Annotated in this window: 23 protein-coding genes; 14 read left to right on the top strand and 9 right to left on the bottom strand. The window is 72.4% G+C overall.

Annotated elements, in window-relative coordinates; all coding sequences use genetic code 11:
* Nucleotides 1–18: 18 nt before the first annotated feature.
* Nucleotides 19–207, bottom strand: coding sequence for a DUF2795 domain-containing protein (locus tag ACWEVP_RS32470; protein WP_452066370.1), 189 nt, complete (start codon nucleotides 205–207; stop codon nucleotides 19–21).
* Between the two features lie 84 nt (nucleotides 208–291).
* Here ACWEVP_RS32470 and ACWEVP_RS32465 point away from each other — a divergent pair, with 84 nt between their 5' ends.
* Nucleotides 292–1,437, top strand: coding sequence for a DUF4268 domain-containing protein (locus ACWEVP_RS32465; protein WP_452066369.1), 1,146 nt, complete (start codon nucleotides 292–294; stop codon nucleotides 1,435–1,437).
* Nucleotides 1,438–1,462: 25 nt separating this feature from the next.
* Here ACWEVP_RS32465 and ACWEVP_RS32460 read toward each other — a convergent pair whose 3' ends face one another.
* Nucleotides 1,463–2,482 carry a Ppx/GppA phosphatase family protein gene (locus tag ACWEVP_RS32460; protein ID WP_452066368.1) on the bottom strand — a complete coding sequence of 340 codons (1,020 nt, stop codon included), beginning with the start codon at nucleotides 2,480–2,482 and terminating at the stop codon, nucleotides 1,463–1,465.
* Between the two features lie 77 nt (nucleotides 2,483–2,559).
* On the opposite strand from ACWEVP_RS32460, the gene ACWEVP_RS32455 reads away from it, so the two are divergent.
* The 4 genes from ACWEVP_RS32455 to ACWEVP_RS32440 all read left to right on the top strand — a co-directional run bounded on the left by ACWEVP_RS32455 (nucleotide 2,560) and on the right by ACWEVP_RS32440 (nucleotide 4,793).
* On the top strand, nucleotides 2,560–3,384 hold the full coding sequence (locus ACWEVP_RS32455; protein ID WP_452066367.1) for an SDR family oxidoreductase: 825 nt from the start codon (nucleotides 2,560–2,562) through the stop codon (nucleotides 3,382–3,384).
* Nucleotides 3,385–3,537: 153 nt separating this feature from the next.
* Complete coding sequence (locus ACWEVP_RS32450) at nucleotides 3,538–3,999, top strand: DUF4383 domain-containing protein (protein WP_452066366.1); 462 nt, start codon at nucleotides 3,538–3,540, stop codon at nucleotides 3,997–3,999.
* Between the two features lie 12 nt (nucleotides 4,000–4,011).
* On the top strand, nucleotides 4,012–4,440 hold the full coding sequence (locus ACWEVP_RS32445; RefSeq protein ID WP_452066365.1) for a hypothetical protein: 429 nt from the start codon (nucleotides 4,012–4,014) through the stop codon (nucleotides 4,438–4,440).
* Nucleotides 4,441–4,445: 5 nt separating this feature from the next.
* Complete coding sequence (locus tag ACWEVP_RS32440) at nucleotides 4,446–4,793, top strand: VOC family protein (RefSeq protein WP_452066566.1); 348 nt, start codon at nucleotides 4,446–4,448, stop codon at nucleotides 4,791–4,793.
* 1 nt (nucleotide 4,794) lies between these two features.
* Here the strand turns inward: ACWEVP_RS32440 and ACWEVP_RS32435 are convergent, their stop codons facing one another.
* The 5 genes from ACWEVP_RS32435 to ACWEVP_RS32415 are packed head-to-tail and all read right to left on the bottom strand — an operon-like array spanning nucleotide 4,795 to nucleotide 8,087.
* The gene (locus ACWEVP_RS32435) at nucleotides 4,795–5,232 is read right to left on the bottom strand and encodes a DUF6292 family protein (RefSeq protein ID WP_452066364.1); all 438 of its coding nucleotides are present in this window, start codon (nucleotides 5,230–5,232) and stop codon (nucleotides 4,795–4,797) included.
* 58 nt (nucleotides 5,233–5,290) lie between these two features.
* Complete coding sequence (locus tag ACWEVP_RS32430) at nucleotides 5,291–5,944, bottom strand: phosphoribosyltransferase (protein WP_452066363.1); 654 nt, start codon at nucleotides 5,942–5,944, stop codon at nucleotides 5,291–5,293.
* The gene (locus tag ACWEVP_RS32425) at nucleotides 5,934–7,127 is read right to left on the bottom strand and encodes an erythromycin esterase family protein (RefSeq protein ID WP_452066362.1); all 1,194 of its coding nucleotides are present in this window, start codon (nucleotides 7,125–7,127) and stop codon (nucleotides 5,934–5,936) included. Before ACWEVP_RS32425 ends, ACWEVP_RS32430 begins: the two co-directional genes overlap by 11 nt.
* A 37-nt stretch (nucleotides 7,128–7,164) precedes the next feature.
* Nucleotides 7,165–7,503: a hypothetical protein gene (locus ACWEVP_RS32420; RefSeq protein ID WP_452066361.1), complete on the bottom strand. Its 339-nt coding sequence runs from the start codon at nucleotides 7,501–7,503 to the stop codon at nucleotides 7,165–7,167.
* Nucleotides 7,504–7,550: 47 nt separating this feature from the next.
* Nucleotides 7,551–8,087 (bottom strand): copper resistance CopC family protein, encoded by a 537-nt coding sequence (locus ACWEVP_RS32415; RefSeq protein ID WP_452066360.1) that lies wholly within the window; start codon nucleotides 8,085–8,087, stop codon nucleotides 7,551–7,553.
* 393 nt (nucleotides 8,088–8,480) lie between these two features.
* On the opposite strand from ACWEVP_RS32415, the gene ACWEVP_RS32410 reads away from it, so the two are divergent.
* The 6 genes from ACWEVP_RS32410 (at nucleotide 8,481) to ACWEVP_RS32385 (ending at nucleotide 13,604) form a co-directional block, all read left to right on the top strand.
* The gene (locus tag ACWEVP_RS32410; protein ID WP_452066359.1) at nucleotides 8,481–9,077 is read left to right on the top strand and encodes a hypothetical protein; all 597 of its coding nucleotides are present in this window, start codon (nucleotides 8,481–8,483) and stop codon (nucleotides 9,075–9,077) included.
* Nucleotides 9,078–9,080: 3 nt separating this feature from the next.
* Nucleotides 9,081–9,989, top strand: coding sequence for a CopD family protein (locus tag ACWEVP_RS32405; protein ID WP_452066358.1), 909 nt, complete (start codon nucleotides 9,081–9,083; stop codon nucleotides 9,987–9,989).
* A 25-nt stretch (nucleotides 9,990–10,014) separates the two neighbouring features.
* Nucleotides 10,015–10,983: a cupredoxin domain-containing protein gene (locus ACWEVP_RS32400; protein WP_452066357.1), complete on the top strand. Its 969-nt coding sequence runs from the start codon at nucleotides 10,015–10,017 to the stop codon at nucleotides 10,981–10,983.
* Between the two features lie 64 nt (nucleotides 10,984–11,047).
* Nucleotides 11,048–11,455 (top strand): hypothetical protein, encoded by a 408-nt coding sequence (locus ACWEVP_RS32395; protein WP_452066356.1) that lies wholly within the window; start codon nucleotides 11,048–11,050, stop codon nucleotides 11,453–11,455.
* Nucleotides 11,452–12,069, top strand: coding sequence for a cupredoxin domain-containing protein (locus ACWEVP_RS32390; RefSeq protein ID WP_452066355.1), 618 nt, complete (start codon nucleotides 11,452–11,454; stop codon nucleotides 12,067–12,069). Before ACWEVP_RS32395 ends, ACWEVP_RS32390 begins: the two co-directional genes overlap by 4 nt.
* 92 nt (nucleotides 12,070–12,161) lie before the next feature.
* Complete coding sequence (locus ACWEVP_RS32385) at nucleotides 12,162–13,604, top strand: glycoside hydrolase family 76 protein (RefSeq protein WP_452066354.1); 1,443 nt, start codon at nucleotides 12,162–12,164, stop codon at nucleotides 13,602–13,604.
* A gap of 69 nt (nucleotides 13,605–13,673) precedes the next feature.
* On the opposite strand, the gene htpG is transcribed toward ACWEVP_RS32385, so the two are convergent.
* Nucleotides 13,674–15,569 carry a molecular chaperone HtpG gene (gene htpG, locus ACWEVP_RS32380; protein WP_452066353.1) on the bottom strand — a complete coding sequence of 632 codons (1,896 nt, stop codon included), beginning with the start codon at nucleotides 15,567–15,569 and terminating at the stop codon, nucleotides 13,674–13,676.
* A gap of 154 nt (nucleotides 15,570–15,723) precedes the next feature.
* Here htpG and ACWEVP_RS32375 point away from each other — a divergent pair, with 154 nt between their 5' ends.
* The 3 genes from ACWEVP_RS32375 (at nucleotide 15,724) to ACWEVP_RS32365 (ending at nucleotide 18,619) form a co-directional block, all read left to right on the top strand.
* A complete protein-coding gene (locus ACWEVP_RS32375; RefSeq protein ID WP_452066352.1) occupies nucleotides 15,724–16,650 on the top strand; it encodes an alpha/beta hydrolase family esterase in 927 nt (308 codons plus the stop codon).
* Between the two features lie 63 nt (nucleotides 16,651–16,713).
* On the top strand, nucleotides 16,714–17,175 hold the full coding sequence (locus ACWEVP_RS32370) for an HNH endonuclease (RefSeq protein WP_452066351.1): 462 nt from the start codon (nucleotides 16,714–16,716) through the stop codon (nucleotides 17,173–17,175).
* 91 nt (nucleotides 17,176–17,266) lie between these two features.
* Complete coding sequence (locus ACWEVP_RS32365; RefSeq protein WP_452066350.1) at nucleotides 17,267–18,619, top strand: protein kinase domain-containing protein; 1,353 nt, start codon at nucleotides 17,267–17,269, stop codon at nucleotides 18,617–18,619.
* Here ACWEVP_RS32365 and ACWEVP_RS32360 read toward each other — a convergent pair.
* Nucleotides 18,616–20,493, bottom strand: a complete 1,878-nt coding sequence (locus ACWEVP_RS32360) for a glycoside hydrolase family 5 protein (RefSeq protein ID WP_452066349.1) — start codon at nucleotides 20,491–20,493, stop codon at nucleotides 18,616–18,618. The two genes, ACWEVP_RS32365 and ACWEVP_RS32360, sit on opposite strands and share 4 nt — an antisense overlap.
* Between the last annotated feature and the right edge of the window lie 115 nt (nucleotides 20,494–20,608).

The following is a 20,608-nucleotide window of genomic DNA, read 5'->3' as shown; positions in this document are numbered from 1 at the left end:
CGGGCCGCGTTCGGGGGGTCAGCCGCCGATCTCCTTGCTCACTCCGCTCGGTCCGTCGTAGGTCCGGTCGGGCAGGCGCCGCACGACGTCCAGGGTGCCGTCATCGGCCCCGTTCCGCTCGGCCGCGCGCACGAGATCATCGCGCTGGGCGGGGTAATCGACACCGGCGAGGTACTTCTGCAGTTCGATCGGGTTCGGCTTGCTCAAGGGAGTCTCCTTCCGCTCGGGGAACGGCGCGGTTACCCGGTCGGAGCCCGGACACACGTGGGGTCGCCCGGTCATAATGCAGCCATGGCGGACCTTTCGGAGACTGCGGACGAGCCGGGCTGGGAGACAGGGGGCTTCGCCGAGTTCCGGAGCAATCTGGACTACGCCAGGAACCTCGTCAAAGGTGGCCGGCACCTCGAACGGCTCCAGGTCGGGGCGTTCGACGTCGCCGACCTCTACCGGGCAGCCTGGGTTCAAGCCGTCTCCGCGCTGGACCACTGGGTCCACCGTGAGCTGTACGACCGGGCGCTCGCGTTCGCGCTCGACGCATCGGCTCAGCGCCCGCCGAAGTTCCTCAAGCTGCGCATCCCGCTGTCGCTGTTCGAGGACGTTCAGAACGACGCGAAGAAGCTGCCTGCCGCCTTCGCGGGGTACCTGCGCGACCAGTTCGGCTGGCAGTCGTTCCAGGCACCGGAGAAGATCAGGGAAGCGCTCAGCCACGTCAGCGACGTCCCGTTGTGGCCTTCGGTCGCCACCTGGCTCACCGATCGTCGTGGGGAGACCGTGTCGGCGGGCGACGTTCAGGACGCCCTCAAAAAGGTCGTCGAGCGCCGCAACCGGATCGCTCACGAAGCCGATCGGGACCCGGCACGAACCGACGCGAAGCAGTCCATCACCGCCGATGAAGCGTCGAACGCGATCGCCGAAGTCGAGACGGTGGCCACCGCGATCATCCGAGTGATCGGGCCACCGGCGGCGACGGTCGCACCAGCCGTCGAAGACGACTCGGAAGAAGGCACCGGCTCGGTCAAAGAGGAGCTGTACCGGCGGTTTTGGACCCGGTTCACCTCCCTCGCCCAGCGGCGCGGATGGAGCAACGCAAGTCCCCCGACGGTCAGCTGGTTCTCGATGCCCGCTGGAGTCACCGGCGCGAACTGGGTGGTCTCCTTCACCAGATTCGGTTGCCGGTCGGAGCTCTTCTTCGGTGATCCCGACGCCGCGGTCAACCTGAACCGCTGGCAGGCCCTCGCCGACCGGCGCGGCAACATCACGGAACGGTTCGGGGACGGCCTGATCTTCGACGACCTCCCCACCAGGAAGGGCTGCCGGATCGAGACCCGTCTGCTCGGGCCCACGGTCGACGACGAAGACCACTGGTCCGATGTGCTGCGGTGGATGGAAGACACCCAGACGCGGTTGCGCGCCGCCATCGGCGCGGTGCCGCGCTGAGGGAAACGAGGCCCGCCGTGCAGACTCAGCTCGGCGCCGGCTGTTCCTCCGCGGTGTGAAGCCTCCGCACCACAGCGTCCGGATGCCTGGTCAACGGCTGCAGCGGCAGCTCGGGCTGGTCCACCACCCGCTCCAGGTGCCGCAGCAGGATCCCCTCCCGCAACGCCCACGGGCAGATCTCGACGCGAGCCACGTCCAACGCCGACAAAGTCACCTCCGCCCCGAGCGCCCCGGCCACCACCTGACGCGCCCGCGGGCGGGAGATTCCCCGGAGCCCCACGCGCTCCGCTGCCGGGACCCGGCCCAGCCGGGGAAGCCACTTCCGCAGGTCCGCCAGTGACAGATCCCGCGTCACGAACGGGCCCTTGCGCTGCGGTGCCGCGCCCGTCAAGCGGGCCAGCTGCTTGAACGTCTTCGACGTCGCCACCACCCGGCGCGGCGGGCCCTCCCAGCGCAACCGGTCGAGGACCTCGGACAGCGTGTCGCGGACGTGGCGGCGCACCGCCTTCAGCTGCGTGCGCGTCGGCGGGTCGGCCGTCAGGAACTCGCGCGTCAGGCGGCCCGCGCCCAGCGGGAGCGAAATCGCCAGCTCGGGTTGCTCGTCGCGGCCGAGGACCAGCTCCATCGACCCGCCGCCGATGTCGATCAGCAGCAGCCGGCCCGCCGACCAGCCGTACCAGCGGCGCGCCGCGAAGTACGTCAGGCGCGCTTCTTCCTCGCCGGACAGGAACTGCGGCCGGATACCCGAGTCCGCCTCGATGCGGTCGATGACGTCCTCGCGGTTCACCGCGTCGCGCACCGCCGCCGTCACGAACGGGTACAGGTGGTCCACGCCGAGCCGGACCGCCGCGTCGACCGACCGGCTCACCGCCGCCGCGACGCGCTCGACACCGGCCTCGCCCAGCGTCCCGTCGGGCAGCAGCTCTTCAGCCAGCAGCGTCGGCTCCTTCACCGCGTGCGCCGGGAGCGGCGGCGCCCCGGCGGACACGTCCACCACCTGCAGCTGAGCGGAATTCGACCCGATGTCCAGCACGGCCAATCTCATCCGGACGGGTTACCCGCGAGGGCGGCGTTTAGTCCCGGGAGGACGTGGTAGCCGACCCGGAACGAAAGGAGCAGCCCGTGTCCCTCCCGGCGCCACTTCCCGCCGACGCCGCTTCGCCGCGACGCGCCGTCGTGACCGGCGCGGACTCCGGCATCGGCCGCGCGGTGGCGGTCGCGCTCGCCGGAGGCGGCCTGGACGTGGGCATCACCTACCACTCGGACGCCGACGGTGCCGAGGAAACCGCCGCCGAAGTCCGTTCGTGCGGGGTGACGGCGCACGTCCGGCAGCTCGACCTGACCCGGCTCCCGGAAGCCGCCGACGTCGTCGACGCGTTCGCCGGCGACCTCGGCGGGATCGACGTCCTGGTCAACTGCTCCGGCACCGGCAGCAGCCGGCGAGCGCTCGACCTGAGTTACGAGAAGTGGCGGGAGGTCCTCGACGTCGACCTCGACGGGGTCTTCCTCCTGTCGCAGCGCGCGGCGCGCCACATGATCGACGCCGGCCGCGGCGGCCGCATCATCACCATCACCAGCGTCCACGAGCACACGCCCCGCGTGGGCGCCGCGCCCTACTGCGCCGCCAAGGCCGGAGCGGGCGCGCTGACGCAGGTGCTCGCCATGGAACTGGCCGAACACGCCATCACCGTGAACTCCGTGGCGCCGGGGGAGATCTCGACGCCGATGACCGGGCAGGCCGACGCCGACCCGCGCCGGCAGCGGCGGCCCGGGATCCCGCTCGGCCGCACCGGGCACGCCGCCGAGGTGGCGGCCGCCGTCGCGTTCCTCGCGACCCCCGCGGCCGGCTACATCACCGGCACGTCGCTGGTCGTCGACGGCGGGCTCCTCCTGATGGGCGCCCAGCACGGCACCGCCCACGACGGGAACGACTGGCGTTCCCCCTGAGACCAGGGGCCCGCGTCCTGGCTGCAGGGACCGGCGCGGGTCCCGGCCGCGGGCCGGACGGCGGCTCCCCCAGCCCGCCGTCCGGCCCCTTCCACTCCCCGGTTTCCCGTCCGGTTCGCCGGGTATCCGGCCGGAGGGGAAAAGGAGGCTTTCATGACGTCCGCCGAGATCCGCTCCCGGACCGGCGCCGGCCGGCTCCGGCCGGTGGTCGCCGTTCTCGGGCTGATCTACCTCGCGCTGGGGATCGCCGGGTGGCTGACGCCGGAGACGGCGACGGTCGGTCACGTGACCAGTGGCCAGGTGGTGGGGCTGTTCAGCGCGAGCGTGCTCCTGAACCTCGTCCACACCGCGGTCGGTGTGCTCGGGCTGCTCGCCGCGACGCGCGCCGCCGGCGCGGTCATCTACTGCTGGGTCCTGTTCGTCGGGTTCGCCGGCATGACCGCCTACGGCGTGCTCGCCACGGCGTTCAGCACGCCGGAGGACCCGATCAACATCAACTGGGCGGACAACGTGCTGCACGGGCTCACCGCGATCGCCGGGCTGGCGCTCGGGATCGCCGGTGCCCGCTCGGTTTCGGCGCACGCACGCCGGGTAGCCGGGGAAGACGCCGCGTGAAGGAGGCCTCTGGTGACGACGACTGACCCCTCGACGGTCGAAGAAGCGACCGTCGTCGTGCGCTACCGGCTGCACGCGGACTTCTGCGTCGGGTCCCCGAGGCTGCGCCGCGCGCTGGGCGCCCGCAGCGGCTTGGAGCTGGACGCCGACGGCCTGCGCGTGCGGTTCGGGCCGTGGTCGGTCACGACTCCGCTGGCCAACATCGCCGGCGCCGAAGCCAGCGGGCCGTTCACCCCGCTGCGCGCGCTGGGCGTCCGGCTGTCGCTCGCCGACCGCGGCCTGACGTTCGGCACGACCACCGAAGGCGGCGTGTGCCTGCGGTTCCGGGAGCCGGTCCGCGGCATCGACCCGTGGGGCCTGATCCGCCACCCCGGCCTGACGGTCACGGTCTGCGAACCGGACCTGGTCGCCGAGGCGATCAACCGGGTGGTGCGGGCGTGACGGGGATCTTGGCCGTCGCCGTCGACTGCCGGCAGCCCGACCTGCTGGCGGAGTTCTGGGAAAAGGCGCTCGGGCCGGGGAAGACCCGGACCTGGACCGACTCCCGCGGCTTGACCTACCGGCAGGTGGACTTCCCCGACGGGCCGGCCTTGCTGTTCCAGCCGGTGCCCGAGGAGAAGGCCGTGAAGAACCGCCTGCACCTCGACTTGGCCCCGGCCGAGGGCGACCAGCGCGCGGAAGTCGAGCGGCTGGTGATGCTGGGCGCGAAGGTCCTCGACGATCCGCCCGGCGATCCGTGGATCGTGCTCGCGGACCCGGAAGGCAACGAGTTCTGCGTCCTCCCGGCGCGTTAGCTCAGGCTTGGCCCTCGGGCAGGCAGACGGGATCGTCGCTCGCATAAGCGGCGAGACGCTCGTCGAAGCCGTCCGGGGCCCCGGGTCTCCGGAAGTCCGGGGGTTCCGGCTGCCCCGGGTAGCGGTCGCCGTAGAGGCCGCGCACGAACGCCACCACCGCCTCCGGCGCCGGCAGCACGTCCGAACCGAGGTAGGCCAGCACCACGACGTCCTCGCCGGTGGCCGACTCGACGGCGGCGGCCCAGCCGTCCCGCTCGTCCCACAGCAGCGCCGTCTCGTGGTCCGGGAACCGCGCGAGCCGCCGTTCCAGCGCCAGGTACGCCGTCGCCGGCGCGTCCACCTCGCAGAACCAGGCGGGCGCGTCCAGCTCGGCCGCGACGGCCAGCAGGTACTGCCTCAGCCCGCGCGCCGCGGCGCCGAGCCCGTCCCGTTCGATCATCCCGCGCCTGCCCATCCGGTCGGTACCCCCGCCGGGTGATACCCCGCCACCCGTCCGGTCAACCCCGGCGTTCCCCCAGGTGGCGCAGCACGTCTTCGTCACTCGTCTGGCGGAAGTCGGCGTACCACTGGCCTACCGCGCGAAAGTCCGGCGGTTCGATCACGCAGACGACGTCGTCGGCTTCGCGCAGCAACGCCGCCGCCGCGCCCGGGGCACCGACGGGTGCCGCGAACACGATCGTCCGCGGGTTCCCGGTCCGCGCGTCGCGCAGGGCCGCGGTCGCGGTGACGCCGGTGGCGAGCCCGTCGTCGACGAGGACGACGTCGCGGCCCTCGAGTGCGGCCGGCGGGCGGCCGTCCCGGTAGCGCTCGAGCCGGCGGCGCGCCTCCGCGCGTTCGCGGTGCTCGGCCCGCGCCATCCGGGCCGCGGTGAGCTTCAGCCCGCGCAGGATCGCTTCGTCGTAGATCGCCGGGCCGTCCGGGGTGACCGCGCCGACGCCGAATTCGCGCCGCCCCGGCGCGCCGATCTTGCGCGCCACCGCGACGTCCAGCTCCGCCCCGAGCCGCCGGGCGACGACCGCGGCCACCGGCACGCCACCGCGGGCGAGGCCGAGCACCAGCGGGGACACCCACCGCCGGGACAGCAGTTCGCCGGCCAGGCGCCGGCCGCCGTCCTCGCGGTCGGCGAAGACGAGCCGCCCGTCAGCTGCCACGCGGACTGGACTGTGCCGGGACGAACGGGGGATCCGCCGCCGGCTCCCCGTGGTGCAGCGGGGTGATCGCGGTGGTCTCGTCGCAGTGGACGAACGCGTCGTAGCGGACCGCCGGGACGATCGGGACGTACCCGCCACCGCGGTGGACGACGCCGATGGCGCGCTGCCCGCGCGGTTCGCGCGCCCACGCGTCGTCGTCGCCGAAGACGAACAGGCTGTTCCCGCCCGGCACCGCGTCGTGCAGCACGCCTTCGAAGCTGTCCGGGCGTGCCGGCTCGACCGTCATCCGGCGCACCGACCCGCCCCAGTGGCCGGCGGCGATCACCGACCCGTGGTGGGTGCCGAACCCGACCGCGACGACGCCGCCGTCGCCGTGCCGTTCCCGGGTCAGCTGCCCGAGGGTGCCCCCGACGTGCGCGTTGTGCGCCCACACCACGGCCTTCGAACGCGGGCCGTACGCCTCCAGCAGCCGGTCGAGGGTGTCGCTCAGGTGGGCGGCACGGGCGTTCCAGGCCCGCACTCCCCCGTGGAGGAGTTCGCGGTAGTGGCCCTCGGCGCCCGGCACACCGCCGCGGGCCGACGTCAGCAAGCGCACGACCTCTTCGCGGCGGTTCTCCGGGACCAGCTCGCCGGAGCCGCGCGGATCTCCACCATCGGGCTCGAAGCAGCGGAACGCCCGGATCGTCGCGTCGAGCCGGCCGGGCGCGTGCTCGCGGACGAAGTCGAGGACCGCGCGCAGGGAGTCCCAGAGGCCGAAGGCGTCAAGACCGTGGAAGCCGCACGGGACGCCGTCGCCGGTGGCGTTGAACGCGCGCAGCCAGCGAGCGAACTCCGCCACTTCTTCGTTCGCCCACTGCCAGGTCGGCCAGCGGCGAAGCCCCCACAGCGCCTGGCCGGCGTCGTTGGGCGCGCCGGGCGCCCCGGCGACGCAGCAGTGCACCCGGTGGCACTCCGGCCGGTCGCCGTCGACGGCGACGAACGAGAAGTCCCGCTCGGCCAGCAGCCGCCGGGTCAGTTCGGAGCGCCAGCGGTGGAACTCGGCCGTACCGTGCGTCGCCTCGCCGATCAAGACGATCCGGGCACGGCCGATGCGCCGGACCAGCGGGTCGAGGTCCTGCGGGCTGCGCAGGGCCGTCGCCGCTTCGCGGATCGCCGTCACGTCGGTGAGCACGGTTCCGGACATACCCCGCACGTTCCCGTTCCGCCGGGCCGCGAAACCTTCAGGGCCGCCAGCCGTCCTGCCAGTCCGGGTGGGCTTCGTACACCGAAGCGATCAGTTTCACCGAGGCGTCGTCGTGGGCGCCGGAGATCTCGCGGCGCAGGAACTCGGCCTTTTCGGCGAACGGCACCGGATGCCGGTCCTCCATCGCTTCGACCGGGCCGCCGGCGAGGATGAGCCCTTCGGAGTCGTCGGCGTACATGATCCGCAGCCTGCCCCGCCGTTCGGCCTCGTCGAGCAGCGGCAGTTCGCCGTCGCGGACGCGCGCTTCGTCCTCCGCGAGCCGGGCGAGCACGAATTCGTCCAGTTTCGCGGCCGGGGAGTCGTCGAGGTTCGTCATGGCCGCGGGTTACCCGCGCCGGCGCGGACGCACACACGCCCGCGGTTTCAGGCGTCGGCGCGCGCCAGCCGGCGGGCGACCGCGAACCCGGTACCGAGCAGGATCGCGCCGCCGGTGATCCACGGCCACAGCGGGACGCCGGCGTCGCCGGCGGGGCTCACCGCCGTCGCGACGGCCGGCACCGCCGAACCCGGGCCCGCGACGGTGAGCCGGAAGGGCACGGTGCCGGAAACCGGGTGGCCGTCGGCGGAGGTGACGCGGTACCGGACCGTGTAGGCCCCCGCGGGGCCCAGTGGGCGCAGCGGCACCGAAACCCGTCCGTCCACAACGGACACAGGTCCCGCTTCCCAGTGCGACACGCCGTCCGGGCCGAGCACCGCGAGCTCGGTGAACCGGTTCTCCACGGGCTCGTCGAACTCAAGCACCGCTTCGGCGGGGGAAGTGGCGATCGCCGCGCCCTCGGCGGGCGAACTGGACACCAGGACGCTGTGCGCGTCCGCAGCGGGCGCGGCGAGCAGGACCGCGCAGCTCGCGGCCGCCAGCGCGGCGGCGATCCGGACGGGAAATGACAAGGGGACGGCCATATTTCCTCGCGTTCTCGCGAATTCGGGGACTGCGCGAACCGTAGCGAGCACGGCGGGAACCACGAACGGCCCTTCTGAAACGGCTGCGTTAAGCAATTCTCACCGACCACCGGAGCCGCACCCCCGAAACCGGCCATATCGGACAGCTACCCCTTCGGTTCGCCCGTCGAATCACCCGAACGGCGCAGTGAAACCGGCGTCCGGCGGAGCATCTCACCGCGCGACGCCCCTCGGCGGCCGCCGGACTTAACGCGGCCTTCATGTGAGGATCACGCCCGGTAACGCGGCAGCTGGTTTTCTGCTCCCCGCATCCCGTTGTTTCCCCGCCGCTCCCGCCATTCCGGGTCATTCCTTTTCCCGGGCGGCGATCCGCTTTCCTTGGAGGACCACACCGTGCGAGGACCCGCACTGCGCCGAGACCACGTCATCGCCGCGAGCCTGGCCGGCGCGGTCGTGGTCGTCGTCGGCTACGCGTCCGGCATCGGCCTGCGGCCCGGCGGCGCCGCGGACGCGGCCACCCCGCCCGCGGTCGCCGACCGCGGGCACCCGGCCGCGCCGGAAACCCCGGGCGCGCCACCGCTTCCGTCCGCGCTGCCGCCGTCGGACGTCCCGGTCGTCCCGCTGCCCGCGGTTCCCGTCGGCGACCAGCCGGCCGGGACGACGCCGTCGATGCCCGGTGACATCGACGCCACGCCGACGCCGGCCCCGGAGCCGCCGCCCGCCCCGACGTCCCCACCGGAACCGGCACCACCGCCGCCGGGGACCGATGTGCCCGCCTGCCAACCCGCTGCGGCGCAACAGGTTCTGGACACCGTGGGGGCGCTGCCGCTCGTCGGCGCCGTGACCACCGGTCTCGGCGTCACCGGCCCGGACGGGCTCGGCGCGCTCGTCCTCGGCTACTGCCGCACCTCCGGCGGCGGCCTCGAGCCCGCGATGGTCCCGGCGGAGTCCGTCGGCGTCCCGGCCACCACCGTCGCGAGTGGACGGTGACGGGTGGACGACGTCAAGGCGTGGTACGTGTTCGCGCGCACGGTCGACTACACCGGCCTGACCCTGTTCGCCGGCGGGCTGCTGTTCCTCGCCGTGCTCTGGCCGGCGGGGGCCGGCCACCGCGGTGCCCGCTCGGTGGTGGTGACGGGCTGGGTCCTCGGCCTGCTCGGCACCCTCGCCGGGCTCGGCCTGCAGGCGGCGTGGGCCGCCCAGCGCCCGGCCGGTGACTTCCTGGCCTGGGACCTGCTCGGCCAGGCGCTGGACAGCCAGTTCGGCCGGATCTGGTTCGCCAGGGCGCTGTTGTGGCTGCTCGGCGGAGTGGTGCTCGCCTGGCTGCTGCAACGCGGCCCGGCCGCCGCGAGGGCGTTGCCCTGGCGCGCCGGGAGCGGGGCGATCCTGCTCGGGCTGCTGCGCACCACCGGTCTCACCGGCCACGCGGCGGAAAGCACCTCGCCGTGGCTGACCCAGCTCGCGGACTTCGCCCACCTCGCCGGGGCGAGCGCGTGGATCGGGGGTCTGGCCGTGCTCCTCTTCGGCGTCCTGGCCCGCCGCGACCCCGGCGAGCTCGCGTCGGTGATCCCGCGGTACTCGAAACTCGCCATGGTCTCGGTCTCCGTCGTGGTCGCCGCGGGTGTCCTGCTCGCTTGGCAGACCATCGGCAGCGTCGGCCGGGTCTTCGGCACCGCCTACGGCCGCACCCTGCTGGTCAAGCTCGCGGTGCTGGCCGTCGTGCTGCTCGCCGCGCAGGCCAGCCGCGGCTGGGTCGGCCGCCGGCTCGACTTCGCCGTCGTCCTGCGCGGGGACGCCGGCACCGTCCGCCCGTTCGTCTACTCCGTCGCCGCGGAGACCACCCTCGTCGTCGTGGTCCTCCTCGCGGCGAGCTTCCTCGTCACGGCCAGTCCCGGCCGCTGATCGCACCCCGCGAAAGGAGTCCTCAGTGGACAACCCCACCCCCGCCACCCCCGAGCAGCCGGAAGTGGTGCGGCGACGACGGAACTGGCCCGTCGCCGTCGCGATCCTCGCCCTGGCCGCCGCGCTGGTCAGCCTCGCCACGCTGCGCGGCGGGAGCGAGCAGGCCGCTCCGGCCGCGTCGGCGAACGTCGACCTCGCCGCGCTCGCGAAGCAGGGCCCGCTGGCCGTCCCGCTGTACCAGGGGCTTCAGCAGGAACAGGCCGGAGGCGCGGCCGCGGCCGCCGCCCCGTCGGCGAAGTCCGTCGAGGCGATGGGCTACAAGTTCAGCCCGGCGAGCCTGACCATCTCGGTCGGCGACACGGTGACGTGGACCAACCACGACACCGCGCCGCACAACATCGTCGTCACCGACGGGCCGGAGAAGTTCACGTCCCCGACGCTGCAGACCGGGCAGACCTTCAGCCACACCTTCACGAAGGCCGGGACCTACTCCTACTACTGCGCCATCCACCCGGACATGAAGGCGACGGTCACGGTCACCGGCTCGGCGCCGACCAGCGCCCCGCCGACGTCGGCCCCGACGTCCGCGCCGACCTCGGCCCCGACCCACTCGATGCCGATGCCCTCCACCCCGGCGGGCGGCGGTTCCTGCGTGCCGAAGTCGGTGCTGCAGCCGATCATCGACCACGTCAAGAGCGCGCACCTCGAGACGTCACCGGGTCAGCAGGTGCAGGACATCCTCGACCTCGACCAGTACATCAAGACCCACACCGTGTGGCTGGAAACCGTGCTCGCACCGGCCTTCGACGGGTCGGCGGACAAGGTCGTCACCGACACGCTCGCGCCGATCGTCGCCCACATCAAGAGCGCGCACCTCGAGACGTCGCTGGGCCAGCAGGTGACCGACCTGCTGAACCTCGACCAGTACATCAAGACCCACACCGTGTGGCTCGAGTCGGTCCTCACCCCGCTGCTGGACCAGGCGAGCTGCTGACCGCCGCGGGTGGCCCGGTTCCCCGCCGGGCCACCCGCCCCCCTTCCCCGGAGGTCTTCCCGAAATGCCCGACACCGCCGTGCTGCCGCGGACCGGCTACTCCCTGCGCCGCGACCGGTGCGTCATCGAGCTCTCCCTGCGCGTGCTGGGGATCCCGCTGCTGCGCCGCCGGCTCACCGCGACCGACGGACACTGGACGCCCGGTGCCGCGCTCGCCGTCACCCTGCGGACCCCCGATGCCGTGTTCACCGCCGAGGAGGTCGCCGACCAGCCCTTGGTGATCGACGGGAGCGTCGCCGGCCGGGCGGTGCGGCTGCGCGGCGACGTCCGGCACCGCGACGAACGCAGCCTGGTCGTCTGGGCCGCGGGTCCGGTCCTCCCGGCTCGGCGCAAACCCCGGCGAGGCCGGGTCGCGCGGTTCGTGGCGGGCCGCCGGCTGCACGCCGAGATCGCGATCGAGTTCGTCCGATGAGGCGGGCCGCGGCCGCCCTCGCCGGTCTCCTGCTGTTCTTGGCCGTGCCTTTCGCCGCGCCCGCGGCCGCGGCGACGCAGGTCGTCATGATGCAGGACTACGCCTACTCCCCCGCCTCGCTCACCGTGCGAGCCGGCGACACGGTCACCTGGGTGCAGCACGACGAGGCACCCCACGACGTCGTCACGACGAGCGCGCCGGTCGCGTTCCGGAGCCCGCGGCTGTCGGCCGGCCAGAGCTGGAGCTACACGTTCCGGCAGCCCGGCACCTACTCCTACTACTGCTCGGTGCACCCCGACATGCGGGCGTCGGTGACGGTCCTGCCCGCGCCCACGACGGCGGCCCCGAAACCGGCGAGCACCCCGCCGGCGGCCAAGCCCGCACCCGCACGGACGACGACCGCGGCGGCCGCCGCGCCGCCGGCGGCCACTCCGCCGGTGACCGGCGCGCCGGTCACGAGCACGCCTGCCGCGGCTCCCGCCACCGAGGCGCCTGCCGTGCAGCAGGCGACAGCCGCGACCCCGCCGACGATGAGCCCGATGCTGCTGGTCGCCGGGCTCGTCACCGGGGTCGCCGTGCTGTGCCTGCTGCTGTTGAGCTCGCGCCGCGAGTGAATTCCTGTCCGAAACCTGTCCCGGTGAGGACTGGACCAATATTATTAGCCCCCGAAAATGGAGTCATCGCCCTTCAGCGCGGAAGGTGACAGATGAGCTTCCTGATTCCCCTGCTCGCCGTCGTCATGGCGGCCACCCCCACCCCGACGCCGGCCGCGGCGCCTGCCGCCACCCTCGCGGCGATCTGCGACAAGTACTGCGACGCCCGGGATCCCGCCCTCTCCCCCGGCGACCGCGAAGGCGCTTCGGCGACCGTCAGCGGCCGCCGGCTCTCCCTGCACCTCGACGACGGCGACGACATGGGCTGGGCGGCGATCACCGGGGGTGCGGCCGGCGACCACGTCTGGCTGGACCGCTCGTTCGACGCCGGGCGCAGCTGGGCGTCGGGCAGCAAGCTGGGCGACACGGCGACGCCGTCGGGCAGCACCGGCTGGCGGACGCTGATGTACAACGTCGACGACTGGAACACCAAGGGCGTCGGCCTGCTGCGGGCGTGCGGCCAGCCCGCGGGTTCGGGCACGATCGCCTGCACCGGCTGGGCGCGCACGACGTGGAACGCGTGGGACCGGCGCACCGCCGCCGCGACGGCGCTGATGGAGCGGTACAACCTCGGCACCGGCCTGTTCGACACGACCGGCTGGTGGAACTCGGCGAACGCGCTGACGGCGATCATCGACAACGCCCGGATCAGCGGTATGGGCAGCTACCGGTACGCGATCGACACGACGTACACGAAGAACCTCGCGGCCCAGGGCGGCCAGTTCCGCAACGACTACATCGACGACACGGGCTGGTGGGGCCTGGCGTGGGTGGACGCGTACGACCTGACCGGCGACGGCAAGTACCTGAACACCGCCCGCGCCGACGCCGACCACATGTACGCGTACTGGGACGGCGTCTGCGGCGGCGGGGTCTGGTGGAGCACGAGCCGCACGTACAAGAACGCGATCCCGAACTCGCTCTACATCCAGCTGAACGCGGCGCTGCACAACCGCATCCCGGGCGACACGGTCTACCTGGCGCGGGCGCGGGCGGGCTGGAGCTGGTTCGCCGGCAGCGGGATGATCAACGGCTCGAACCTGGTCAACGACGGCCTGACCACGTCGACCTGCACGAACAACGGCCAGGCGGTGTGGTCGTACAACCAGGGCGTGCCCCTGGCGGCGCTGACGGAGCTGTACCGCGCGACGGGCGACGCGAGCCTGCTGACGAAGGCCCGCGCGATGGCGAACGCGTCGACGACGAACGGGTCCCTGAACCCGGGTGGCATCCTCCGCGACCCGGGCGAGACGGCCGGCGGTGGCGGCGCCGACGGGCCGACGTTCAAGGGCGTGTACGCGCGGGATCTGGCGGTGCTGAACGCGGCGTTGTCGGACCACCCGTACACGGGGTACCTGCAGCGCCAGGCGAACTCGGCGTACGCGAACGACCGGAACAGCGCGGAGGCCTACGGCCTGCTGTGGGCGGGCCCGTTCGACCAAGCCGACGCGGCCCGCCAGCAAAGCGCACTGGACCTGATGAACGCAGCCCCCTGACGCCGAACCCGGTCGTGAGTGAGAAACAGTGTTCTAACCCTGTTTCTCACTCACGACCGCGGGCGAGCGTCAGAGGGTCTTCTCCAGGCGGCCCGCCAGCAGCTTGATGAACCGGGCCGGGTCGGCCAGCTCGCCGCCCTCGGCCAGCAGCGCCATGCCGTAGAGCAGTTCGGCGGTCTCGGCCAGCCCCTCGTCATCGGGCCGGGAAGCGTGCGCCTCGCGCAGGCCGGTGACCAGGCCGTGCTCGGGGTTCAGCTCCAGGATCCGCTTGATCGGCGGCAGCTCCTGCCCCATCGCGCGGTACATCTTCTCCAGCGTCGGCGTCAGGTCGTGGGTGTCCCCGACGATGCACGCCGGGGAGGTCGTCAGCCGCGAAGACAGGCGGACCTCCTTGACGTTCTCGCCCAGCGCCGTGCCCATCCAGCCCAGCAGGCTCTCGAAGTCCTTCTTCTGCTGCTCGCGCGCGACCTCGGTGGCCTTCTTGTCCTCCTCCGACTCCAGGTCCACCTGGCCCTTGGCGATCGACTGGAACTGCTTGCCGTCGAACGCCGGGACCGCGTCGACCCACATCTCGTCGATCGGGTCGGTGAGCACCAGCACCTCGTAACCCTTGGCCCGGAACGCCTCCATGTGCGGGGAGTTCTCGATGGCCGAGCGCGACTCGCCGGTCATGAAGTAGATGTGCTCCTGGCCCTCCTTCATCCGCGAGACGTAGTCGCGCAGCGAAGTCGGCTTCTCCGCGTCGTGGGTCGAAGCGAACGAGGAGATCTCGAGGATGGCTTCGCGGTTCTCGAAGTCGTCGAGCAGGCCCTCCTTGACCGCGCGGCCGAACTCGCGCCAGAACGTCGCGTACTTCTCGGCGTCGGCGGTCATCATCGTCTTGACCGTCGAGAGGACCTTCTTCACCAGGCGACGGCGGATCAGCTGGATCTGCCGGTCCTGCTGCAGGATCTCCCGCGACACGTTGAGCGAGAGGTCCTGCGCGTCGACGACGCCCTTGACGAACCGCAGGTACTCGGGGACGAGCGACTCGCAGTCGTCCATGATGAAGACGCGCTTGACGTACAGCTGCACGCCGCGCTTGCGCTCCCGCAGGAACAGGTCCATCGGGGCGTGCGAGGGCAGGAACAGCAGCGCCTGGTACTCGAACGTCCCCTCGGCCTGCAGCCGGATCGTCTCCAGGGGGTCCTGCCAGTCGTGGCTGACGTGCTTGTAGAACTCGTGGTACTCGTCCTCGGTGACCTCGCTCGACGAGCGCGCCCACAGCGCCTTCATCGAGTTGACGGTCTCGACCTCCGCGTCCTCGCCCTCGCCCTGCATGCGGATGGGCCAGGTGATGAAGTCGGAGTACTTCTTCACGATCTCCCGGATCTTGGCCGGGGACGTGTAGTCGTAGAGGTGGTCCTCGGCGTCCTCGGGCTTGAGGTGCAGGGTGACCGCGGTGCCCTGCGGCGCGTCCTCGACCGGCTCGATCGTGTACGTGCCCTCGCCGGTCGACTCCCAGCGCACGCCTTCGCCGGTGCCGGCCTTGCGCGTCACGAGCGTGACCTTGTCCGCGACCATGAAGCTGGCGTAGAACCCGACGCCGAACTGGCCGATGAGGTCCTGCGACGCGGCCGCGTCCTTGGCCTCCTTCAGCCTCGTCAGGAAGTCGGCGGTGCCGGACTTGGCGATGGTGCCGATGAGCGCGACCACCTCGTCGCGCGTCATGCCGATGCCGTTGTCACGCACGGTCAGGGTCCGCGCCGCCGCGTCCGCCTCGAGCGTGATGTGCAGGTCGGAGGTGTCCGCGCCGAGGTCCTTGTCGCGGTAGGACTCCAGCCGCAGCTTGTCGAGCGCGTCGGAGGCGTTGGACACGAGCTCGCGCAGGAAGGTGGCCTTGTTCGAGTAGATCGAATGGATCATCAGCTGCAGGAGCTGACGCGCTTCCGACTGGAACTCCAGCGTCTCGATCGGGGTGGTCACTTCCGTTCCTTTCCGGGTGCCTCGGCCGGTGGTTGGGTCGATCCTACCGAGTGCCCCCGACAGTCCCGGCCGCGCACTTTATGAACGCAATGCAGACGGGCTCGGCCGCCGGGGTGATGCTGGCCACGCCCCGCTGCCGATCAAGGAGGATCGAGTGCCCGGACCCCTGCCCCGGTGGGCGGCCGCGTTCGCCGCGGCCTGCGCCCTGACCACCGTCTTCGCCGCTCCCGCCGCCGCGGCCGGCGTCGCCGACCACCCCGTCCGGACCACCGGCTGCGGGCGCGCGGCCCCGGTTCCGGCCGGCGTGACGACGACACAGCACGTCGTCTCCGGCGGCCTCGACCGCGAGTACACGGTCCACCTGCCGGCGCACTACAACCCGCGCCGGGCGTACCCGCTGGTCCTGTCGTTCCACGGGCACAAGCGCACGTCGCAGTACCAGGAGGAGCTGTCGGGCTTCTCGGCGCTCGACGCGATCTCGGTCTACCCGCAAGGCCTGATCGGCACCGACGGCGAGTCCGCCTGGACCGGCGCGCCCTACTCGGCCGCGGCCGACGACGTCCTGTTCACCAGCGACCTGCTGACCGCGCTGCAGCGCACGCTCTGCGTGGACGAGCACCGGATCTTCGCGGCCGGGAAGTCGAACGGCGGCGGGTTCGTCGGCGTGCTCGCCTGCCGCCTGCCCGGCCGGATCGCGGCGTTCGCCCCGGTGTCGGGCGCGTTCTACCCGCAGGGCGGCGCGTGCGACCCGAGCCGCCCGGCGCCGATCCTCGACTTCCACGGGACGGCCGACACGACGATCCCCTACACCGGCAACCCGGCCAAGGGCCTCCCGGCGATCCCGGACTGGCTGGCCGCGTGGTCCACAAGGGACGGTTGCTTCGCCGGACCCGTGTCGTGGTCGCCGGTCGACGGCGTGGTCGTGCAGAAGTGGCTGGGCTGCGCGCTCGAGCACTACCGCGTCGAAGGCGCGGGGCACGTCTGGCCGAGCACCGAGCCGAACAACGACTCGGCCACGCCGACGGTCATCGACGCCACGCCGGTCATCTGGCGCTTCTTCCGCGCGCATCCGCTGCGCTGAAACACGATTGACGCACCTCTTTCCCCTCGGCGACGATTTCCGCCGAGAGGAAAGAGGTGCGTTGTGAAGGTTCTCGTCCTGAACGCCGGTTACGAGCCGCTGCAGACGGTTTCGGTGCCGCACGCCATCCGGATGCTGGTGCGGCACGTCGCCGAGATCCACGAGGCCGAGGACGGTCTCGCGTACGGGCTGTTCCCGCGCCCGAAGATCGTGCGGTTGCTGCGGTACGTGGTGATGAAGTGGCGATATACGCAGCCGCCCCGCTGGTCCCGCCGCGGGGTGCTGACGCGTGACGGCCACCGCTGCGCCTACTGCGGCGGCCGGGCGACGACGATCGACCACGTGACGCCGCTGAGCCGCGGCGGCGAGCGGACGTCGTGGCTGAACACCGTCGCCGCGTGCTGCGGGACGTCCCGCAGCTGCAACGCCCGCAAGGCGGACAAGCTACCGGCGGAGGCGGGGATGAAGCTGCGGTTCACCCCGTACGTCCCGACGTGGGACCAGCTGCACGCGCTCACCGCTTGAGGCGCCCGTCGGCGAGGCGGGCCGCCCGTCGTTAAGCTCGAACCGATCGTCCCCCGCATCCGTGTGTTCCGGGGAAGGCCGGGAGGTCGTCGTGACCGACGAAGGACAGCTGATCGCCGGGCGGTACCGCCTGGCGATGCGGGTCGGCCAGGGCGCCATGGGCGTCGTCTGGCGGGCGCGCGACGAGCGGCTCGACCGCGTCGTCGCCGTCAAGCAGCTGGGCTACGACCCCGCCATCGGGCAGGCCGCCGGCGAGCAGGCCGCCCAGCGCGCGCTGCGCGAAGCCCGGCTGACCGCGCGGCTGCGGCACCCGCACGCCGTCACCGTGCACGACGTCGTCGAGGAAGCCGGCGAGCCGTACCTCGTCATGGAGTACCTGCCCTCGCGCAGCCTCGCCGACGTGCTGCTCGACCGCGAATCCCTGCCCGCCGACGAGGTCGCGCGCATCGGCGGGCAGATTTCCTCCGCGCTGGCCGCCGCGCACGCCGAAGGCATCGTGCACCGGGACGTCACGCCCGCCAACGTCCTGCTCGCCGACGGCGGGGTCGCCAAGATCGCCGACTTCGGGATCTCGCGCGCCACCGGTGAAGGCACCGTGACCGGTGGCGGCTTCATCGCGGGCACCCCCGCCTACCTCTCCCCCGAAGTCGCCGGCGGCGGTGACGCGGGCTTCCCGGCCGACGTGTTCTCCCTCGGCGCGACGCTCTACCGCGCCCTCGAAGGTCACCCCCCGTTCGGCAACGACGACAACCCGATCGCGCTGCTGCTGCGGGTCGCCCGCGAAGAACCGATCCCGCCGCGCCACCGCGGCCCCCTGGCCGAGGTGCTGGGCAGGCTGCTGCGGCGCGAACCCGCCCAGCGCCCGTCGATGGCCGAGGTCCAGGAGCTGTTCGAAGCCGTCACCGACGGCCGCCCGCTGCCGCCGCCGCGTCCGCGGCCCCGCACCGAGACCCGGCTCCTGCGCGTCCACCGCCCCCGCCGCCGGGTCGTGCTGGCCGGCGCCGCCGGAGCCGTCCTGCTGGCGCTCGGCGTCGTGATCGGCACCGCGCTCGTCCCGGACACCACCCCGGTCGCCGCCCCGGCGCCTTCGTCGACCCCGCCGCCGGCGACCACCGGCACCAGCGCTCCGCCGGACCTGGGCTGTGCCGCCAATTACCAGGTGACGAACTCCTGGCCGGGTGGCTACCAGGTCGAGGTGACGGTCCGCAACGACCGCGCCGGCGACCTCTCGGGCTGGAGCGTCCGCTGGACCCTGCCGGGCGGCCACCGCATCACCGGCCTGTGGAACGGGAACTTCACGGTCGAGGGCTCCACGGTCACGGTCGGCAACGCGGCGTGGAACGCGAAGCTCGACGCGGGCGGCGCGACGACGTTCGGCTTCATCGCCCTCACCGGCAGCGGCAACGCCACGAGCCGCCCCGAACTGACCTGCCGGACGGTCTAGGACCGGCAGAGCAGCGCGTCCGGCGTCCGGTTCGACCCGATCCGGCCGGTGTAGGCGACACCGGCGACGTACTCCCCCGGCGCGCACTGGCCCTTGTAGTTCCCCGACGCGAAGTCGCCGCCGGGATCGCCGGACGGCCGGTTGTCGCCGCGGTCGAACCACACCGTGCGGCCCGCGCGGCCCAGCGGCGTCGCCGACCGGCCGCACAACACGGCGGAGAAGGCCGCGCCCTGCACGCTGTACCCGACGACCGCGTGGTCGGGCGGGCACTGCGTCTTCGTGTAGCCGGACGCCCAGTCGGTGTCGACGTAGGTCTCGTCGCGCACGACCACGTACCCGGTCGCGGCGGGGAGCGTCCCGGTGCACAGGCCGCGGTTGCCGGTGTGGGCCAGGCCGGCGAGCCGCTGGCCGTCGGGGCAGACGCCCTTGCGGGCGCCGGAGTTCCAGTCCCCCACGGCACGGACCTGGCGCGACTCCTGGAAGTCGCCGTAGTCCAGGTTCAGCATCGACCAGCGGTCGGCCGGTGAGATCTGCCCGGTCCGCGACGGGGCGTTCACCAGCCGTTGCCACGCGGCACCGCGCCAGTCCGTGCCGTCGAGGACGTCGACGCGCCGGCCCGCCGAGTCGTATTCGAGCAGGGCCCAGCCGTCGCCGGCGCCGTTGGTCTGGAAGCCGACCGCGGGCCAGTAGGCGAAGTCCGTGTCGGTCTCGGCCAGGTAGTTCACGAAGTTCTCGAAGAACGCGCGCGACGCCGGGTCGGTGGTGTTGCGGCCTTCCCCGAATTCGCTGATCCACAGCGGCGCGGTGTAGTGCTTGCCGGTGTCGGCCGAGACGAAGAACGCCTGCCGGTACAGGGTGTCCCGCAGTTCCTGGGGCGAGAGGTCGCGGTAACGCGGGTCGTGGGTTTCGCCGATGCCGGTCGCGCCGGAGTGGTTCGGGCCGGTGTAGCCGTAGAAGTGCGCCGAATAGACGAGCTTGCCGGAGTCGACGAGCGTGTGCGACAGCGTCCGGGCGGGCTCCAGCGTCGGCCGCCCGTGCGCGAAGCCGTCGATCGGCAGGCCGGTCCAGTTGATGCCTTCGACGAAGATCAGCAGGTCCCGGTTCGCCTCGGTCAGGATGCGGTCGGCGACCTGCTGGCTCGCGCGCTGCCAGTCGGTGCCGTTGCCCCAGCCCCAGTTGGGGTCGTCGAAGGTGTTCCGCCGGACCTCGTTGTACAGGTCCGCGCCGACGACCCGCTTGTTCGCCGCGTAACGGCGGGCCATGAACAGCCAGTCGTCCTGCCACTGCTGCTCGGTCTGCGCGGTGTTCCAGCGCTCGTTGCCGTCCAGCCCGCAGCACCAGCGCGAGGTCGTGGTGTGGTTGTTGAGGATGACGGCGAACCCGCGCGCGGTCAGCCGGTCGACGACGCGGTCGTAGACCTGCAGCGGGGTCAGCCCGTGCAGGTCCGGGTTGGCCGGCAGGTCCGGGACGGGCCGGGTGTCGTGGAGCATCGCGTTGGAGAACTGCAGGCGGACGCTGTTGAGGCCGAGCTGGGCGAGCCCGTCGACGACGGTGTCGATCGACGCGCGGTCCAGCCCGAGCGGGGTCTGGTAGGCGATCTCGCCGGCGTGGTGGTTGGCCGGGTCGTTGACGTCGCCGGAGCCGGTCCAGGTGCCGCTCGCGCCGTGCCAGTTGGCGGCCTTCAGCTTGAAGCGGTCGCCGTGCGCGTCGACGATGTACCGGCCCCGGGTGCTCAGCGGCCCGGTCCAGGACGGCGGATCCGCCGCGGCGACGGGAACCGCCAAGCCGGCGGTGACGAGCAGGACGGTGAGCAGCGCACCCAAGATCCTCACGGAGGAAGTGAACCAACTCCCGGCCCGCCGGATAAGGGCCATAAGGAGGTCGTGAGTGAGAAACAGGGTTAGAACACTGTTTCTCACTCACGCTCACGGCTGTCCTCCCGGTGCGTTCTGCGAACCCCGCACGTTCGTCGGGTCGCCCTTCGGCAGC

Source organism: Amycolatopsis sp. NPDC003865 (assembly GCF_053605345.1).
This window is presented reverse-complemented; position numbering and strand designations above follow the sequence as displayed.

Excerpts from the sequence above, each read along its gene's own strand:
- ACWEVP_RS32465 (WP_452066369.1), top strand. The coding sequence starts at position 292 with ATGGCGGACCTTTCGGAGACTGCGGACGAGCCGGGCTGGGAGACAGGG.
- ACWEVP_RS32460 (WP_452066368.1), bottom strand. The coding sequence starts at position 2,482 with ATGAGATTGGCCGTGCTGGACATCGGGTCGAATTCCGCTCAGCTGCAG.
- ACWEVP_RS32450 (WP_452066366.1), top strand. The coding sequence starts at position 3,538 with ATGACGTCCGCCGAGATCCGCTCCCGGACCGGCGCCGGCCGGCTCCGG.
- ACWEVP_RS32435 (WP_452066364.1), bottom strand. The coding sequence starts at position 5,232 with ATGATCGAACGGGACGGGCTCGGCGCCGCGGCGCGCGGGCTGAGGCAG.
- ACWEVP_RS32425 (WP_452066362.1), bottom strand. The coding sequence starts at position 7,127 with ATGTCCGGAACCGTGCTCACCGACGTGACGGCGATCCGCGAAGCGGCG.
- ACWEVP_RS32420 (WP_452066361.1), bottom strand. The coding sequence starts at position 7,503 with ATGACGAACCTCGACGACTCCCCGGCCGCGAAACTGGACGAATTCGTG.
- ACWEVP_RS32415 (WP_452066360.1), bottom strand. The coding sequence starts at position 8,087 with ATGGCCGTCCCCTTGTCATTTCCCGTCCGGATCGCCGCCGCGCTGGCG.
- ACWEVP_RS32395 (WP_452066356.1), top strand. The coding sequence starts at position 11,048 with ATGCCCGACACCGCCGTGCTGCCGCGGACCGGCTACTCCCTGCGCCGC.
- ACWEVP_RS32390 (WP_452066355.1), top strand. The coding sequence starts at position 11,452 with ATGAGGCGGGCCGCGGCCGCCCTCGCCGGTCTCCTGCTGTTCTTGGCC.
- ACWEVP_RS32385 (WP_452066354.1), top strand. The coding sequence starts at position 12,162 with ATGAGCTTCCTGATTCCCCTGCTCGCCGTCGTCATGGCGGCCACCCCC.
- ACWEVP_RS32360 (WP_452066349.1), bottom strand. The coding sequence starts at position 20,493 with ATGGCCCTTATCCGGCGGGCCGGGAGTTGGTTCACTTCCTCCGTGAGG.